Annotated in this window: 12 protein-coding genes; 8 read left to right on the forward strand and 4 right to left on the reverse strand. The window is 63.9% G+C overall.

What is annotated here, in order from left to right; all coding sequences use genetic code 11:
• Positions 1-21: 21 nt before the first annotated feature.
• From H6718_02620 to vgrG, 6 genes are all read left to right on the forward strand, one after another.
• Positions 22-1,671 (forward strand): serine/threonine protein kinase, encoded by a 1,650-nt coding sequence (locus tag H6718_02620; protein MCB9584259.1) that lies wholly within the window; start codon positions 22-24, stop codon positions 1,669-1,671.
• On the forward strand, positions 1,668-2,753 hold the full coding sequence (locus H6718_02625; GenBank protein ID MCB9584260.1) for a pentapeptide repeat-containing protein: 1,086 nt from the start codon (positions 1,668-1,670) through the stop codon (positions 2,751-2,753). The genes H6718_02620 and H6718_02625 overlap by 4 nt, the downstream gene beginning before the upstream one ends.
• Before the next feature lie 3 nt (positions 2,754-2,756).
• The gene (locus H6718_02630) at positions 2,757-3,485 is read left to right on the forward strand and encodes a DUF3540 domain-containing protein (GenBank protein MCB9584261.1); all 729 of its coding nucleotides are present in this window, start codon (positions 2,757-2,759) and stop codon (positions 3,483-3,485) included.
• Positions 3,486-3,530: 45 nt separating this feature from the next.
• Positions 3,531-3,902, forward strand: a complete 372-nt coding sequence (locus H6718_02635) for a DUF4150 domain-containing protein (protein MCB9584262.1) — start codon at positions 3,531-3,533, stop codon at positions 3,900-3,902.
• 21 nt (positions 3,903-3,923) lie between these two features.
• Positions 3,924-6,062 (forward strand): DUF2169 domain-containing protein, encoded by a 2,139-nt coding sequence (locus H6718_02640; GenBank protein ID MCB9584263.1) that lies wholly within the window; start codon positions 3,924-3,926, stop codon positions 6,060-6,062.
• Positions 6,063-6,150: 88 nt separating this feature from the next.
• Positions 6,151-7,650, forward strand: a complete 1,500-nt coding sequence (gene vgrG, locus H6718_02645; GenBank protein MCB9584264.1) for a type VI secretion system tip protein VgrG — start codon at positions 6,151-6,153, stop codon at positions 7,648-7,650.
• 65 nt (positions 7,651-7,715) lie between these two features.
• Here vgrG and H6718_02650 read toward each other — a convergent pair whose 3' ends face one another.
• The 4 genes from H6718_02650 to H6718_02665 all read right to left on the reverse strand — a co-directional run bounded on the left by H6718_02650 (position 7,716) and on the right by H6718_02665 (position 13,711).
• Positions 7,716-9,299 (reverse strand): methyltransferase, encoded by a 1,584-nt coding sequence (locus tag H6718_02650; GenBank protein MCB9584265.1) that lies wholly within the window; start codon positions 9,297-9,299, stop codon positions 7,716-7,718.
• 2 nt (positions 9,300-9,301) lie between these two features.
• Positions 9,302-12,535 carry a hypothetical protein gene (locus H6718_02655; GenBank protein MCB9584266.1) on the reverse strand — a complete coding sequence of 1,078 codons (3,234 nt, stop codon included), beginning with the start codon at positions 12,533-12,535 and terminating at the stop codon, positions 9,302-9,304.
• A 255-nt stretch (positions 12,536-12,790) separates the two neighbouring features.
• The gene (aroQ, locus tag H6718_02660) at positions 12,791-13,318 is read right to left on the reverse strand and encodes a type II 3-dehydroquinate dehydratase (GenBank protein MCB9584267.1); all 528 of its coding nucleotides are present in this window, start codon (positions 13,316-13,318) and stop codon (positions 12,791-12,793) included.
• A gap of 33 nt (positions 13,319-13,351) precedes the next feature.
• Positions 13,352-13,711: a roadblock/LC7 domain-containing protein gene (locus H6718_02665; GenBank protein ID MCB9584268.1), complete on the reverse strand. Its 360-nt coding sequence runs from the start codon at positions 13,709-13,711 to the stop codon at positions 13,352-13,354.
• A 594-nt stretch (positions 13,712-14,305) separates the two neighbouring features.
• Between H6718_02665 and H6718_02670 the strand changes: the two genes are divergently transcribed.
• Together H6718_02670 and H6718_02675 are read left to right on the forward strand one after the other, a co-directional pair.
• Positions 14,306-16,081, forward strand: a complete 1,776-nt coding sequence (locus H6718_02670) for a 3-isopropylmalate dehydratase (protein MCB9584269.1) — start codon at positions 14,306-14,308, stop codon at positions 16,079-16,081.
• Between the two features lie 135 nt (positions 16,082-16,216).
• Entirely contained in the window at positions 16,217-17,023 is an 807-nt protein-coding gene (locus H6718_02675) for a hypothetical protein (protein ID MCB9584270.1), read from the forward strand.
• The last annotated feature ends 24 nt before the right edge of the window (positions 17,024-17,047 follow it).

Consider the following 17,047-nt stretch of genomic DNA (forward strand, 5'->3'; position numbering starts at 1 on the left):
GCGTCGATTCCCGGAGGTGAGATGGAGGAGCTGAGCGTTGGTAGCAAGCTGTCGGACGACTTCACTCTGACTGACGAGCTGACACCGCATCCGCTTGCCCAGCGCTTCCTGGCCGACTCCGCGCAGTATCAACAAGCTGTAGAGCTTCGGGTGCTGCGTGCAGACTACGCCGCTCACAAGGAGGCCATCGAGCGCTTCAAGCGCGAGGCGGAGCTAAGTCAGCGGTTGGTGGCGCCCCACCTCATCCGCGGTCTCACCAGCGGTGAACTAGAAGATGGGCGCCCCTACATGGTCATCGAACATATCCCCGGGGAACCACTCAACGAGTACCTCGAACGACACGGCCGGCTCGCCCTGAGTAACGCCGCCGAGCTGGTACTCCAAGCCGCAGAAGCCTTGGGCTACGCCCATCGCGCCGGGGTGGTGCACCGCGATGTCGCTCCACGCAATATGGTCGTGAGCGAAGATCCGCTGCGCCTTCACGTGGCGAACTTCGACGTGGCGCGGGTCGCCATGTCCGCGCTCACCTCGCAGGAGCAGGCGCTGGGAACGCCGACGTACATGGCGCCAGAGCAGATCCAGGCTTCCCGCGACGTTGACGAACGCGCAGACGTTTGGGGCCTGGGCATCATGCTGCACGAGCTGTTGACGGGTGCCATCCCGTTCGAAGCCACGAACCTGACGGGGCTCGTTCTGTCGGTGCTCAACGATCCTCCAGAGCTCTCGCGTGATCTGCCACAAGAGGTGGCGGGCGTGATCCGTCGCTGCCTCGAGAAGCAACCATCGCGCCGTTTCGCCAACATGGCGCAGCTCTCCGCAGCGCTCAGGGCTGCAGTCCCCAGTGCCCCCGGAGCCAAGGCGGCGGCACCTCAAGCGTACCAAGCGCCTCCGGCGCGTGACGCAGCTGCGTTCTTTGTTTCCCCGCAGAACCAAGGCGTCCCCGCTCAGGCGGCACCAAACCCGGTGGCACAGCGACAGGTTCCCCCCTTGCCGGTGAGCCCGGTACCGGTCATGCCCGCGCCGCGTCCCGTCGCCTCCCCGGTTCCGCACTCCCCCGCTCCTCCGATGCCCGTGGTTTCGCCGGTTCCCTTTCCCGCGCAGACCCACGGCCAAGCGCCGGTTCCGGCGCCTGCTCTAGCGCAACCGGCCCTCGTGGGCTCCGCACCGGTGCCCAAGCCGATTCAACAACCGGGGACGGGCTGGCCTAGCTCACCGCCCCCGCCTCCAGCCGAGGTGCAAGAGCCAAAGCTTCAGCGCACCGAGCGTACCCTGCCCATGGGCGACGACACGGAGGAGCTGCAACGTCAACTCGAGGCCGCGACCCGCGGCGACCTCAAGCGAACCGCGATGGCCGGGGACGTGGCCCCTGGCTTCGCGGCGCCCGCGCAGCCACCGGCACCCCAGGCTGCTCCGGCCGCGCCCGCGGGAGGCGCCGCTCCCCAGCTCACGCTCTTCGAGTTCGCGATGCTATGCGCCGAGATCGCCGTGGCGCCACGGGAAGCCAAGAATCAGGTGCTCCAGAAATATAACCTCACGGAAATGCAGCGACACAGCCTGATGACCGCCTATCGTGAGCGACTAGCAGCGAACCCAGAGGAGTACGCTCAGTGGAAGCAACAATACGAAAGCGCCACCCGTCATTGGCGTAAGATCTATGGAGGCGAGGCGTGAGTACGGATCAGCCCGCCAGCCCAGCCTCGCTGCTGATCGAGGATCAGGCGCAGCTGCTCGCCGCCGCCGCGAGCGGTCAGCTACTGGGGTGCGAGCTGCGGGGTGTCGTAGCGAACGGCATCGACCTCAGCGGGCAGGACCTTCGCCAGGCTCGTTTTGTAGCTTGCGAGCTCAGCGAGGCCGTCTTCGACCGTGCGAGGCTATCTGGAGCGCGCTTCGAAAAGTGCAACCTGCGGGGTGTAAGCTTCCGGAGCTCAGATCTGGCTGACTCGGATCTAAGCGAACATGCGTTTGCAAACGCCGACTTCACCGGAGCGAACCTCACGCTCGCCCACCTCGGCTCCAGTGATCTGACGCAGGCGTGCTTCGACGACGCTCAGTTGGTCGGTGTCGTGCTCAGCGCCGCATGGCTCAGCGGCCTCGACTTGAGGTCGGCCCGAGTGGTGTGCGCCAAACTCGAGGGCGCCGACTTGCGGGGCGCGCGTTTCCACCTTGCCGACTTCTCGGACGCGAACCTGCAGACAACCAAGTTGGATGCGAGCACCAGCTTCGACCAATGCCTCTTCGAGGGGAGTGACCTCAGCCACCTCGACCTACGCAAGCTGAACCTCCACAACTCAAACTTCGCGAAGGCCAAGCTCGTCGGCTGCGACCTCAGCGATGCCCGGGGTCTCCAAGTCGGCTTCGCAGAAGCAGACCTGAGTCTGGCTCGGTTGGTAGGCTTCAAAGGCGAACGCGCCGACTTCTCCGGCGCGACCCTGAGTGGCGCGGACCTCGGCTCCGGTGAGTTCAGAGATGCCGAATTCGGCGGCTGCCTCGCTCAGCGCGCTAGCTTCAAGCAAGCGAAGCTCGACCACGCGCGGTTCGAGAAGGCCGACCTGAGTGAGTGCTCCTTTCGCTCGGCGAGTTTGGTCTGGGCGATACTCGACCACGCAAAGCTCGACAAGAGCGTGTTCATGGACGCCAACTTGAGCCACGCAAGCCTGCATCGTGCGAGCGTCGGTGGCTGCCATATGAGTCGCGCCCGTCTCGATGACATTCGGTACAACGACCCAGAACGCGAACGCGCGGAGGATTTCTAAGCTATGACGGATCCCGCAGTTACGCACCCCGTCGAAGGTCCCCGCACCCAGGAAGCACTGGTGCTGCACGTCACGGGGCAGCGTCTGGAATTGAGGCTGAGACCCGGGGGCCAAGGCGAGGCAAGTGTAATTTCCGCACGGTTAGCTATTCCAAACTACGTGGCCCACGCCGGCGACCGCGTCCTGGTCCACTCCACCCCGCGCGAAGCGGGCGGTGGCGGTGAACACTTCGTGATCGGCGTACTGCACACCTCGACGCATGAAGATTCGCTTCGTGTCACTTCGGAGACTGGCGCTTATGCGGAACGCACCGGGAGCACACTCGCGTTGTACGACAACGCGGGGCGCTTGCTGGTCAACTACGACACGCAGAGCGGAACGCTGGAACTGCGAGCGACAGCGGACCTACACCTCGCTGCGCCCGCTGGTAGCGTGCGAGTCTCAGCAGGGCGGCGTATTGAACTAAGTGCCCCCGAGGCCGAGCTGGCAGGCCGACAACTCTCGCTCAGAGGCGACGCAACCCAGGTCGACTTCGGCCGCCTCGAGCTGCGGGGCGAGCGCCTGTTGACTCGAGTTGCTGAGGCGTTCGTCGACGTCGAACGGGTTGCGGAGACGCGCGCCAAGCGCCTTCGCACCCTCGTCGAGTCGACGCTGGAGCTATTCGCACAGCGCACGAGTATCCGCTCGGAAAAAGACACGCGCGTGGACGGCAAGCGCATTCTACTTGGGTAAGGAGAGAGCATGTTTCCTGCATCGAGCAAAGCAAATGGAACCTGCATGGCCGTCCCCGACGTGTGCCAGGTCCCGGCCCCGCCAGCTCCGCCGGTTCCAACGCCATTTCCCAACACCGCGATGGTCGCCAACGCGACCAAGGTGAGCACCAAGGTACTGATCGAGAACAAGCAGACCGTCATCGAGACGTCGGAGATCCCGAGCAGCATGGGGGACCAAGCCGGGACAGCCGGAGGCGTGGTCTCGGGTACCGTGGGTCAGAAGGTGGTGTTCAAGAAGGGAAGCTCGAAGGTCATCGCCGAAGGCAAAGGCATGGTCCACCAAGTCGCCCAGTCAGCTCACAACGGCTCGAACCCCAACGCCCCCGGGGGCCTCCAAATGGCCCCCAGCCAGGCCAAGGTCACCATCTTCCCCTGAGCCTTTCCCACGAGCAGACCCGTGTTTGACCTTCCTCAGCGCCCCAAGGAGACCGTCCCCGTCTATACCGACGGCGCGTTCTCAGTCGCGAGCATGCCGTGGCGCTTCAAGCCGGAGTTGCCCGCGCTCGTAATCATCGCGAAGAGCACCCTCGAGCTGCGCCCGGGAAAGACGGCTGCTCCACTAGTCGAGAGCGACCCGCTCTCAGCCGACGTCTACTGGGACGATGACCCCGAGGCGAGCCTGCGCTACGCGAACGATTTCTCGCCGCTCAAGCTGGGCGTCGATGTCTGGGTTCACGGGCACGCTTATCCCCACGGCAATGATTCCTCGAGTTTCATCAGCCTCGAGTTCGGGAGTCTGCAGAGGCGCATCGCGTGGATTGGGGACCGCTACTGGGAGTCGCTTGGGATGACCCGGCCGTCGAAGCTCAAGCAGCTCCCGCTCCGCTATGAGTATGCGTTCGGCGGCGCAACGCATCGAGCGAACCCAGTGGGACGCGGTGTCATCGAAGGTGGTGGCGCACGTCTACTGCCGAACTTTGAAGACCCGGACCGATTGATCAAGTCACAGCGCGATCGCCCACCGCCTGCGTGCCTCGGCCCCTTGCCTCAAGGCTGGGGGGATCGGCAGACCTACCTCGGAACCTACGACGATCGTTGGTTGGAGAAGTACTGGCCTTATTTCCCTCCGGATTTTGACTACAAGTACTTCAACGCGGCGCCTCCGGCCCAGCAGCTCGCGGAGGCGTACGGCAACGAACGCTTCTGCCTCGAGGGACTCCACCCCGAGTTCGCCCGACTCGAAGGCCGACTGCCCGGCAGGCGCGCGCGCGCGTTCACCCAGACCACGCGCCAGCACGGCTTCCAGTTCAACGAGGTCCCGTTGAAGCTCGATACGGTCGTCTTCGATACCGACTCAATGCGCGCGCACCTCGTGTGGCGGGGCTTCACCGAGGTCACCTCGGCGATCGCGCCTGAGCTCGCGCTGGTCTACGTGACCTGGGATGATGTGATGCGCCCCGCAGACGTCGAGCACTGCCGCAGACGCTTCAGCGCGTGGATCAGCGGCGGCCAAGAGCCTGCGGCGGACGCGATCGGCCTGCGCTTCGGCATCACAGATCCCAAAGCGGAGGCTGAACGAAGAAAGCGGCGGGAACAGCTCAAAGAGCGGCTTCCGCTCCGCGACGAAAAGCCACGAGCCTCAGTGCCGCCAGCCGCGCCTACTCGGAGCCGTGAAGAGGTCGAAGCGCTCGTCGCGTCGGGGGGATCGCTCTCCGGAATCGATCTAGCTGGCTGTGACTTGTCCCGTCTGGACCTGAGGGGCCGCGATCTGAGCGCGAGCAAGCTTGGCGGCGCGGCGCTCAGCGGCGCCCTTCTGAGCGGGGCGAACCTGAAGCACGCCTCCCTAGTAGGCGCAAACTGCACGGGCGCGGCCTTGGACGGCGCCGATCTGGAGTCAGCAAACCTCGCGGAAACACAGCTCTCCGCAGCAAACTTCGAACGCGCCAAGCTCTCTAGCGCCAATCTCAGCAGTAGCCGTGGAAACGGCGCCAACTTCTACGGATCTGATCTGACCGGCGCCAACTTGACAGACTCCGAGCTCGACAGCGTGAGCTTCAGCGGGGCGAACCTCACGGCAGCGGACCTGAGCGCTTGCAAGTTCGTGAGCGGCAACTTCACTCGCGCGACGCTGGTAGACACCACAGCCTACGAGGCTCAGCTCTCCGGAGCGAGCTTCGACGGGGCGAACATGCAGCGTTTCCGTGGAGATCAAGCGGACCTGAGCGGCGCTTCGCTGCGCGAAGTCGACGCGCGCAGCGCTAGTTTCAGTGAAGCGGTCCTACGGGCAGCGCGCCTAGACGGGGCGCTCCTGGACGAGGCCGTGCTCAACCACGCCGATCTGACTCAGGCAAGCCTGATGCGGGCGAAGCTACCCAAGGCACGCTTGCGCTACGCGCTGCTGACCGACGCGCACGCCGGCTTCGCGAACCTGATGGAAGCCAACCTAGAGGCAGCCGATCTGACGCGAGCCGACCTCCGCGGCTCGAACCTGCACGGCGCGGAAACCCTCGAAGCGACATGGGTCGACGCGCGCCTCGAGCAGGCGATCCTCACCCAAACCAAGCTCACCCACCCTATCCTGAAGCGCAGGCACTAGCAGCGAACAGCCGCTCACAACGCAGCCGCACAGTCGCAAGCCAGCAGCAAGCCAACTCAGCCGCAACGCCAACCGCACTAGAGGGGCAATGGACGACGAAAAGATCCGCATCCGACTGATTTCGAACGCATTCTCCGGCATGCTCGAGGTCTCGAGCTTGCGCGGCATCGAAGCCATCGGTCAGCTGTTTGATTTCTCGATCGACTGCGTGCTCGAGGCCAGCGATCAGGTCGAGACTGGGCGCCTGGTCGATCCGCGAGCTCGCGCGGGCCTTCTGTTTCTCCGCGGCAATGAAATCCTGCGCGTGGTCTGGGGTCGCGTCGTCGAGGCCAAGCAGCGGCTCGCCATTCAGGAAGATCAGCGAGACATCACCATTCGCTTCGTCCCGAGGGCCTGGAGTACCACGATCCACGAGCGGACAGAGGCGTACGTTGGGTCTGCCCCCCAGATCATCGCCCGCGTCATGAAGCGCGCTCTTTTGACGCCCGACGCGGACTTCCAGCTACGGCTGAGCGGTGATTACCCGGAGCGAGAGTTCGTCCTGCAGTATCACGAGACGGATCTCGGGTTCTTGCAGCGCTTGTGTGAGCACTGGGGGATCTACTTCTTCTTCGAACATGGCAAGCGGGACAAGTGGGTGTTCTGCGATGACAACGAAGGCATCATGGACGTCGCAGTGAGCCCGCCGGAACCCGAGGGTGAAGAGTCGACGGACGACGATGCAGAGCAGCCCGCGAATCCGGGATCCGAGCACACGAGCGTGGCCTACGCCCCGTTTGATGAAGTCGGCTTGGGACGCCGCTTGGGTGTGCAACAGTTCTTTCGCATCGAGCGCGCGTTGCCGAGCGCCTTTGGGACTCACGACTACAACTACCGCACCCCAACGGTGAACTTGCAAGCCAGCGCGCCCGTGTCCGGCAATGGTGACGGGCTAGTGATCGAGTACGGCTTGCACTTCAAGACGCCAGACGAGGGACAGTTCTTCGCCACGCGACGTGCCGAGGCACTCTTGGCGCAACAGACCACCTACGAAGGCGCGAGTAACCTGCCGGCATTCCGTGCTGGTGGCACGCTCACGCTGGAAGATCACCCCGACCAGGATTTCGACTTGCTCGTCACTCAGGTTGAGCACGCAGTCGAACAGGGTGGCTACACCAATCGTTTCCGCACGCAACTCAGCTCCGTCAAGTATCGGGCACCGGTGGTGTCCCCTCGCCCGCGTATTCCTGGGCTCTGCACGGGCATCATCGTCGGCACCACTCCAACAGAGCCCATGATCGACGATGAGGGCCGTTATGAGGTCTCGCTGCTCTTCGACGCGGTCGACCCCGGAGAGACTCGGGCGTCGCGCCCCATCCGCATGATGCAGCCTCACACAGGCCCGGACTACGGCATGCACTTTCCACTGAAGCCGGGCACCGAGGTGGCGATCGCGTTCATCAACGGCGATCCTGATCGACCCGTGATCGTTGGTTCGATCCCCAACCCGATCACACCTTCCCCGGTGCGAGGCTCGCGCCTCAACACGAGCCGCAACATCCTGAAGTCGATGTCTGGAGTGCTGCTCGAGATGGACGACGATGCATAGGCGTCTACCGCCGGCCTACTCAGCCACTGTAGTTCGCTCGTTCAGCGAACCACGGTTTTTCACCTCTAGGAGCGTAGAGGTTCTGACAGTGGCGACGTGGCCACCTCGGGATTGAATAGCCCGAACTGCACCGCTTCGAGCGTGCACTGGCGGACCAGTGCCAGCACGCTCTCGTCGTCCTCGAAGACCTTACGCTCCTCGGCGCTCAGTCGCAGTTCCCCCGCCTCGAAGAGAGCCCTCAGCTCCCCCACGAGCTGAGCCAGGTCGTGGCGTCCGTCGAGCAGAGTCAACAATGCCGCACGGAAACCATCCAGGCTGAGCGCCTCGTGGCGCGGCGTCGTCACGTGCCCACGCGTTGCTTCCAGCCGGGTGAGCGCAGGCAAACAAGGACGCGGGCTCGCGATGCGAGTGGCGGGCTCCGGCGTCCAGGGCAACAGCTCAAGCTGCCTCCGCTCGACCAGATCCAGTAGGTCACGAATGGCGGCCTCGATGGAGCTCGGTGAAACCGGACTCGAGTCCAACAACGCTCGCGCCCTGAGTTCCGCCAGCGCGGCGCTCATCAGATCTGCCATGTGGAGACCACGCGGAAAGCTCTTCGACAGCACGAGCAGCGCGGCCTTCTGTAGCGGCTCTTCGGATTCGATCACGACTCCGTGCACGGTTTCGAAACCTAACTTCTCACCTGGGGAGAGCAACGGCTCTTTCGCGAGCACGCTGAGCTGACCCGCCAGGTAGCCAGCGTCACGCAGCCGGGCTACGAGCTTGGGCTTCAGCGCTCGCTCCCGATGGCAGAGCAACGTCGCACGGAACTGCCGATAGCAGAGCACGTCAAGGTGACGCTGAGCTTCGGCCTCCGGCAGACCAAGCGCCTCCAGTTGGGCCGGGAGCCGCTGCTCTAGTGCGCCGTCTGGTGTTGCGGCGACCTGTTCCCCGAGGAATTGAAGTCCTTGCTCCCCTGCTCGCCTCAAGAAGTCGCCGACGAAGAGCGCTTCGTTGTGTTCAGCCAAGTGTTCACCAAGCAGATAGCCATCTTGCTTGTTGAGAACCAGCCCCAGCTCGGCGCCCAACAAGGCACCATAGGGATTGTCCTGGGGCACGTGTTGCTGCAGGCGACTGACAGCGAGCTTCGCCTTGCGCAGCCTGCCCCGCGGCTCGAGCTCTTCAGCCGCGGCATCGCGCATCACGGATCGCAACACCCCGCGAATGCCCCAACCCGGCAAGGTGTTGTAGCTAACGTACAGCACCCCACGCTCCGCGAGCCATGCCTGTCCCCGGCTCAGCAGTGCGACCTGCACATCCGACGCGACCCAGGAGTACACGCCATGGGCGACCACGAAATCAAAAACGCCCCCCAGCTCCACGTCCTTCAGATCGCCGGCTATCAACCTTAGATTCTTCAGGCCCAACGCCTGAGCGCGTCGTTCGCCCTGGAGCACTGCGGCCGTGTCTAGGTCAACGCCAACGAACGTTGCCCCAGGGAATTGTACAGCGAGAGGCAGCAAGTTGCTCGCGTCCCCACACGCCAGCTCGAGGTAGCTGAACGTGCCGCGGAACTCGACGTCCAGCCCACGCTGGATGGCTACCGCGGCGAGCCTGGCCGGGTGCGTGTAAGCTATTGCCGAGCTCGGATAGTCAAACTCGTCGGACATGCTCAGTGCTCATAGAAGACGTCGGTGTCGTCAGGTTCCTTGCGGCCCAACTTCTTATCGTCGACATCGTAGAGCTTCGCCTCCGCGATCAGCCGATTGCGGTCGACATTCAGGTCGGCCAGCTCCGCCTTCATATCGACGAATTGTTCCTGCAACAGGTGCAAGGCCTTGTCTGCCGCCAGACGTGTTGGCGGCAGAATGGCCAGAGCGCGACTCTTTTCTGCAGCCTCGAGCGCTGTGATCACGCCGTCTGCGGCGGCGAGCAACGCCTTCGCTTGCACCATCAATGCGGTGTACTCCGGCTTCAGCTGCAGCGCCCTGGGGTGTTGGGCAAGGACGCTCTTTACGACGGTCTTCGGGCTGAGTTTGCCGCTGCTCTTGACGACGAACTCCGGGCCTACTTTGAACTGGCCCATCACTTCGACGCCAGCGCTCTTCAGCGTGATGCCTGCGGTTCCACCCGCCAAGCTGAGTTCGCTCTTGCCAGCGAGCAGAGGGTTCGCGTCGCTCTCCACGACGAGTCCATAAGCAACCTCTCCCCCCATATCACCGGTTCCAACGGCAACCGACTCCTTGCCGGACTTGGTCGAGACCTGCACTCGGGGCTTGTCGAGCTTTGAAGCGAAGGCTTGGGTTCCGCGGCCACCCAGCGTGACCGTGTCGTTGTCCATGACGAGCGCGGTATTGACGGTCTTCAGCTCGACCTTCTCCTTGCTCACCATGCGGATCCACTCGGTGGCCTTCTGCTTGTTGAGGTCCGCCTCGGAACCCAAGTTGATGCCCTTTGCCTCCACGCCAAACTCGCCCTCGCGGACGCTCAATTTCATGTTGGCGGCCGCTGTGAGATCCAGGGACTTCGCCTCTGCCTTGAAATGCCGCAGGGAAACGAGCCGCATATCATCTCGGGATGCCATGAACACATCCTCACAACTCACCACGCGGATCCCGCTCGTCTTGTGGCCGTCCTTCTTGGGCACCTGGAAGGGGTGCCCCGCGTCGCGGTTCTTCCAGTACTCCTGAAGCGGGTCCCACTCCTGGGCTTTGACCAGCCACTTCTCCACCGGGCCCATCGCGAACTTGTCCTTGTCGGGTTCACCTTTGGGGGTAGAGACAAGGGTAATTCCGTCCGCGGTGCCGAAGAGATGACCGCCGGCACCAATCGTGATGCCATCACCAGCGAAGAGTCCGATCGCAGAAGGCGGCCCGAGGCTCAATCCAGCGAACGCTAGCGCTTCATCGATGATGCCCTTGATGCGATCGTAGACCGCCATCACGTCCTTCATCGCTTCGATCACGGGCCTGAACAGGTTGCGCACGTCTTCCGGCCACTTCGCGATCTCGAACTGCAGCACCCGCAGATCCTGGAAGGTCTTGTAGAAGCCGTCGTCGGTGCCCTGGGCCTTTGCGGGATCCTCTCCGAACAGACGGGCGGTCGGCCCTCCGGTGATCTTCAGGTATGCCGAGCTACCACTGCCGTTGTGAGTCACGGTGCAAACGGACGAGCCCAGATCCTCAGGAGCGCCGGCGCTCGCCGAGTAGTTGAGCCCCAAGGAGTTGAGGTTTGCTGCGAGCCAAGCGGCGCTACCCTTGACATCGCCCACATTCTCTATCCGCTCGGAAATACCCAACCAGGCCTTCGCGAGCTTGAGCTGATCCTTGTCGTCCTTCTCCTTGGGGATCTTGATCGTGGAGGATGGTCCAATCGTCGCGCTCGCAATGTCTACGCTCGTACCCGACTTGGTGCCGAAGCTCCCGAACGCGTCGGCGACAGCTTGGGCGCGATCCGCAGCCCCGGCCAGCGACGAAAGGCCGATCGTCTTGGTCTGCCCATCCACCTCCGCGGTGATGGTGCCGCTGGCGGCGCTGGTGAACGTGCAGTTGCTCGCCCTTGAGACGTTGAACATGCCACCGTCAGCGCGACTGAAGGTATTCCCGGTGCGCCTGTAGCCAAGCGGCACGTTACCCCACGCGAACCCGCTACCAGAGAGCTGCCAGTAGACCGTCCGCGAGCCGAGCTTGATACTCGCAGGCGACGTCGGGGTGGTGACCGTCACCGTGATCTCCTGGTGCTTCGTCGAGGGCGTCAAGCTCGCAGGCGCGCAGGCGACGTCCGCGAAGTCGAGGGTCAATGTCTGGGAGTGGCCCTCGCTGTCGTAGACTTCGAGGTCGAGGTCGCTCCCCGACAGCCCAGTCAGATCGTACATCTCCGGCACGCTCGTTAGGCTCGCGCCCGAGCTACCGAAGTTCTCCGCGTTGGTGGGCCGAGCCGCGACGTTGCCGAACTCGTCCGTCATGGCGAAGCCGGTGTCGCCGGTCTTCTGGTCCCAGCGCACGAAGTCGCCGACGTTCATTGCCGCTTGGAAACCCTCCTGGGCGTTTCCCCAAACGTTGAGCAGGTTCTGGATGCGCGAACCAATGAAGTTGTCCGTGATCAGCGGGCCTACCTTGCCCAGCACGTCCACGAAGCGGTGAAAGAAGTTCACCGTCTGGAGGAAGTAGCCAAAAGTTTTGGCGGGCCCAGGGTTGCGGTAGCCGGCGGCGGGGTACGGATCGAAGGCCTTGAACGCCGGGTAGACGCTACTGTCAGCACCCGGCGGAAAGCCGTTCTTCATCTCTAGGTAGTTGCCTTCCCACTCGAGCGGCTGCAGGCACGCGCGGGCTTCCTCCGGTGAGTGCCCCAGATCCTCGAACTGCTTTCGCAAGTCTTCGAGCAACCCGCCACCGTAGCCGTCCTTATAGGCCTCGAGTTGGTCCGACTGGGAGTCGCCGCGCGCGGTCTTCCAGTCGTCCTTGCCATACATCAGCTCGCGCACGCCGTTGTGAGCTTCTTCCACGCGGTAATGGAGGTCGAGGTTGTTGTAGTCAACCATGCGGGGCGTGACATGAGGCTGCGCATGGTCGAGAGCCGTGATCTGACCGTGGCCAGCGCCCGCTGCGATCACCACCTTGGCCGAAGCAGCAAGGGTGTTGGATGCGGTGCACGCCATCACCATGTTGGCGTTCGAGTACTGCAACCACTTGCCGCCGACTTGCCACATGGAATGGCTGCCGCTCTGATACAGCGCGACCTTGTTCACATCGATGAACAAATGGCGGTCGGACTGCAGGCTCATCCCGGTGTAGCCGAACGTCCCGACACCATCCTCAGGCTTGTAGATGGGCAAGCCCATGTTCAAACGAACCTTGGGCGATGGGACGTACACACTGAAGCGGCTGGAGCGCTCCCGCTCACTCATCGTTCACCTCCACGACGCCCGAGTGTACCCAGCTACCGTGGATACAACGCACAAGACTTTCCGCGATCGTGGGGCCGACTCGTAAGCGTTGGTCGTCGCTACGTTTCGACGCGTAGCTCACACTTCGGCTAGGGTGAGGAGGTTCAGGGGGTGAGGCGCACCAGGTGCCACCACGACTCGCTTCAATCCCTGCAGCCGCGAGTCAGCGTCACGCTGGAGTTTGCGCCGAGGCGCTGTGCACGCCGCGCCAAATGCTCAGCGTTTCGACGCTAGCTTCTGAACGAGCCCGATCAACGCCAGACGATACGAGTCCGCACCGAAACCCGCCACGCGACCAACACACACCGCAGCGACCACGCTCACGTGGCGGAACTCTTCGCGCGCATCAGGATTCGACAGGTGGAGTTCCACGCAAGGCAGGCCGCTCGCCTTGATGGCGTCGTGCAATGCGTAGCTGTAATGCGTGAGAGCTCCGGGGTTGATCAGAATTCCGGAGAAGCCTTGGTCCCCTGCCTCGCCCAACCATCCGACTAGCTCGCCCTCGTAGTTGGACTGCTTGCAGTCGACTTCCACGCTCAGGTCATCGGCGACCCGCGCCAATTCCACATGGATATCTTCGAGAGTCTTGCGCCCGTACACCTCGGGCTCACGCTTGCCGAGCCGTTGCAAGTTCGGCCCGCTCAGCACGAGAAACCTCCGCCGCTTTGGCGTGCGCGTGCTTGCCGCCTTGGCTGCGGCGGCAGTGCTCGAGGTCGCGCCTGTCTTGGTGCGCTTCGTGGCCATGGATGCTAACCGCCGCTATCGGCCGGGAGGCGACTACTCGAGCTCGCTGAGCAGACGGGGGGCAGTGGTGCGCAGCATGAAGCGACCTTTGCCGAAGTTGCCATCTGGCTTCATGGTCAGCGCCAGGAAGTACATCTCGTTCACGACACGGATCAGCGTGACCATGCGCTCGGACTTGAAGCTGACTTCTTTCGTGTCGCCGGCGTCGAGCATCTCGGTCGCTCGTTGAATGGCCTTCACCACGACGCTGACCTCAGCGCCCACGGCTTCGATGTCCATCCCGGCCTCTGGCTTGACGTAGGTCTCGAGGGCTATGCCCTCGAAGTCCATCAACACACCGGCCAGCCCACCGTCGGTCCCCTCAACCACGCCTTCGAGCGCCTCGCGAAACATCGTGTTGAGCGTAGCCGGATTCCCGAAAAACGTGAATCTTTCTGAGGACCCCCAGCGCCATGGCCGGGCCGACCACGCAGCGCAGGGCGGCGCATGAAAGCTGATCACCGACGAGTTGACCGGCGATGCTTAATGAACTGCTTAGCTTGCCGCCGCCCCAAACGTAGCGCCCGCGTCTCGTTTGCTTTGCGGGACTCGACGCGTTCCGGCTCAGGGTTCGAGCGCCTCACGTCGGCTTGCTCCGACGCTCCCTCACCCCCAAACCCGGCTCTTGCACCTCGCCTGACGGCGTGGAGATTTGCCGTATAATCTCTGGCAGTTAGCCCATGGGAAAGGTCCGCTGGCCACGGGCTGACGGGCCACTCTCCACGCGGATGCTTGCGAAATCTCCCGGGCGGCTGACGGCAGGCTTGCACCCTCCAGGTAACTGGGCCATGCCCGCACCCGAGGTCGCCCGCCTGAGCGCGCGCCAGCGACCTTGACCCTGTGGAGGTCTGCCGGCTACTTTCCCGTCTCCCGCGGGCCCGGCAGTGGTCCATTAACAGAAGTCACTGAATCACTATGCGCGCGCGAGCGGGCGATCCGCCCCGCACCATGCCCCAGAAGATCCTCGCGGGACGTAGCGACGACCCGCTACTCCAGAACGATCTGACACGAGTCAAAGTCGATCAGGTCATTCTGGCGAGGGATCCATCCCGCACCATCAACGAGGCGTTGGCTCGTGGGTTGCGCAAGGTCGCCGTGGAAACTGCGGTGGCTTACGAGACCCACTGCGTCGCCCGCAAGGGAGAAGACAACACGGGGCGCGTGCCGGACAGCATCGTCCAGCAGGGTGTGCTCCTATCCCGCGCGGGCATCGGCTTCCCGGCTGCCGTGCACCTCGAACGCTTTGGCTCACCGGCGCGTCTCGCGGTCACGGACGAGCCTCGCATGGCAGCCACCGGAGGCGTCGGGATGCTGACCCTGGTGGTATCGCCGTCCCAGCTAGCGGACGCGATGTTGGCCGGCTCCTTGAAAGTCCGGCCGCCTCGGAGCGTTCAGGTCTTGCTGAGCGGCCGCATCCGACCCTTCGTGTGCGTGCGCGACGTGGCTCTCGAACTCTTGCGGCGCGGAATCGGCGAGATCATCGAGCGCATCGATCGGGAGCACGGAGCACCGGTGGTGCTCGAGTTCGCTGGGCCTTCCGCCAGGCTCATCTCCGTCCCCGATCGCGCCGTGCTGTGCGCGCTGGCTCCACAACTCGGCGCAGCAGGCGCGGTGTTCGTCAGTGACGAAAAGACCGAAGTCTACCTGCGCGATCAACGCCGCTCGAAGGCGCATCGCGCGCTCTCTCCCGACGCAGGCGCACCCTGCGACGACGTCTTGACCGTCGATCTGTCTGCGGTTGACCCACTGGTGCTCGACGTAGATGGCAAGGTGAAGCCAGTCCGCGAGCTCAAGGGTAAATCCGTACGGCAAGTCATCCTGGGAGGCGACTGCGGCGCGAGCCTGCGGGATATCCTCGCGGCAGCGGCGCTGCTCAAGAGCAAGCGGGTGCCGACGCGGCTTGATCTCCTGCTGGTCCCGCCTTCCCGCCAAGTTCTTGAAGTGCTCGCCAAGGCGGGCGCGCTGGTCGACCTGATCGCGACGGGTGCGCGCCTACTCGAGCCGGACCATCGGGTACTCACAGGCGAGCTCTATCCTCCGCCGAGCGATGGTGTCAGTCTGCGGACCTTCGACGCGGAGCCCAGCTCCGAGGGGCGCTTCGTCGTGGGCTCTGCGGAGACCCTGGCCTACGCGGTCGCGTACGGGGAAATGGGCGACCCGCGAAGCTTCAAGCGACCGGTCCGCGTGACGGTTCCTCGCGCCCTACCGACCGACGATGTGCTCGTTGTGCGCAAGGCCAAGGGCAAGGCCAAGGCTTTGGACGATGACGCATCCAAGCATCAGTTCCCTGCGGCAGTACCCTGGTCCGGCGAGACGACCCTGCGCGTGGTGGCCAACGCAACGAGCCTCGACGCGCCGTCGGCGTTCGTCTTGTCGAATCCGGGCGACGTACACTGGCTAGCCCGCAGCGCGCCCACGCTCGCTCCGGCCTTGCGCGCAGTCGTGGCCCCGTATGTCCCGTCCGCCCTAGTTCCCCTGTTGTCCGGGCTCGGAGTGTTGGCGCTCACCGCCGACGTCGAGACCGTTGGCCGTCTCGCAAAACAGACCGAGTTGGTGCTGCCCGCGCCGGAGAGCTGGGACGGCCAGAAGACGCTGAGCGCAAAGGCGGGGGACCAGCAGTTCGACCTCACGTGGCTGGCTTTGGACGCTGAGCGAAACTGGACGAAGCTCGGGACCGCAAGCGAAGCAGGCCCACAAAAACCGCGAAAATCCAGCGCGAGCTGATTGCAACGCGCCGCTGATTGCAACGCGCCGCTGATTGCAACGCGCCGCTGATTGCAACACGCCCGCTGATTGCAATACGGCCCAGCAAACCGACACCATGACTTGGGTCATCGGGTGCTGTGATACCCTGCCGTCGTGAAACGCTCTCCTTTCGCGCTGGCCTCCCTAGCACTCCTCTGCACCCAGACCGCGCTTGCGCAGCCGGCGGAGGATCCGCCGGGAGAACCCGCGGACGCCGCGCCCACCGCGTCGCCGGAGGTGCAGAAGCAGGTTGGGATGGGCACGGAGAAGGACACGAGCACCCCTCCCCCCGCTCCACCGGCGGAAGAGAAAGCCACCCCACGACCAGAGTCCCGCGAGGTTGGCGAGGACGACACCTACGGCCACGGCATGCAGGTCGGGCTCCGAGGTGCGTTTCTCGGCGGATACAAGATGGTGTTTCGCTATGACCAGTCCCCGCTGTGCAAGGAGCCGGATCTGACCAAGGCGGCGAAGGACCAGCAGAAGTTCTGCGGCTATGGCGCTCAGCCCATGGTCGACTTGGCGATCTCGTTCTCGCCGCTGGACTCCATCGAGCCGTTCCTGTGGGCGCGCTTTGGCCTGGACGGAGAGAGCCAGACCAATACCAATCCACTCAAGATCTTTGGCGCGGGGCTGCGTGCCTACACGATGAGCGACTCGCGCTTCAAGATCTTCATCGAGCCGGCGGTAGGCGTCGAGACCGAGGACGGCGCGGGCAACGTCGACTTCAACTTCCCCGGCGACCAGACGTACAACCCTGAGTACAAAACCGACTTCGTCTTCCACCTCGCCGCAGGGCCCCAGTACGATTTCGCGAAGGCCTTCGGAGCATATATCCACGCGGGAATGACAGTCGGCGTGCTCCGTTCGATCAACGCCACCATGGAGATCGGTGGCGGCGTGCAGATCCGCGTCCCCTGAGCTGACGACCTGAACGCCAGCCAC

It is taken from the genome of Polyangiaceae bacterium (assembly GCA_020633205.1).
Classification (GTDB): domain Bacteria; phylum Myxococcota_A; class Polyangia; order Polyangiales; family Polyangiaceae; genus JAHBVY01.

What these genes read in the sequence shown, in the direction of transcription:
- H6718_02650 (MCB9584265.1), bottom strand. Translation starts at nt 9,299, where the DNA reads ATGTCCGACGAGTTTGACTATCCGAGCTCGGCAATAGCTTACACGCAC.
- aroQ (MCB9584267.1), bottom strand. Translation starts at nt 13,318, where the DNA reads ATGGCCACGAAGCGCACCAAGACAGGCGCGACCTCGAGCACTGCCGCC.
- H6718_02655 (MCB9584266.1), bottom strand. Translation starts at nt 12,535, where the DNA reads ATGAGTGAGCGGGAGCGCTCCAGCCGCTTCAGTGTGTACGTCCCATCG.
- H6718_02620 (MCB9584259.1), top strand. Translation starts at nt 22, where the DNA reads ATGGAGGAGCTGAGCGTTGGTAGCAAGCTGTCGGACGACTTCACTCTG.
- H6718_02635 (MCB9584262.1), top strand. Translation starts at nt 3,531, where the DNA reads ATGGCCGTCCCCGACGTGTGCCAGGTCCCGGCCCCGCCAGCTCCGCCG.
- H6718_02670 (MCB9584269.1), top strand. Translation starts at nt 14,306, where the DNA reads ATGCCCCAGAAGATCCTCGCGGGACGTAGCGACGACCCGCTACTCCAG.
- vgrG (MCB9584264.1), top strand. Translation starts at nt 6,151, where the DNA reads ATGGACGACGAAAAGATCCGCATCCGACTGATTTCGAACGCATTCTCC.
- H6718_02630 (MCB9584261.1), top strand. Translation starts at nt 2,757, where the DNA reads ATGACGGATCCCGCAGTTACGCACCCCGTCGAAGGTCCCCGCACCCAG.
- H6718_02665 (MCB9584268.1), bottom strand. Translation starts at nt 13,711, where the DNA reads ATGTTTCGCGAGGCGCTCGAAGGCGTGGTTGAGGGGACCGACGGTGGG.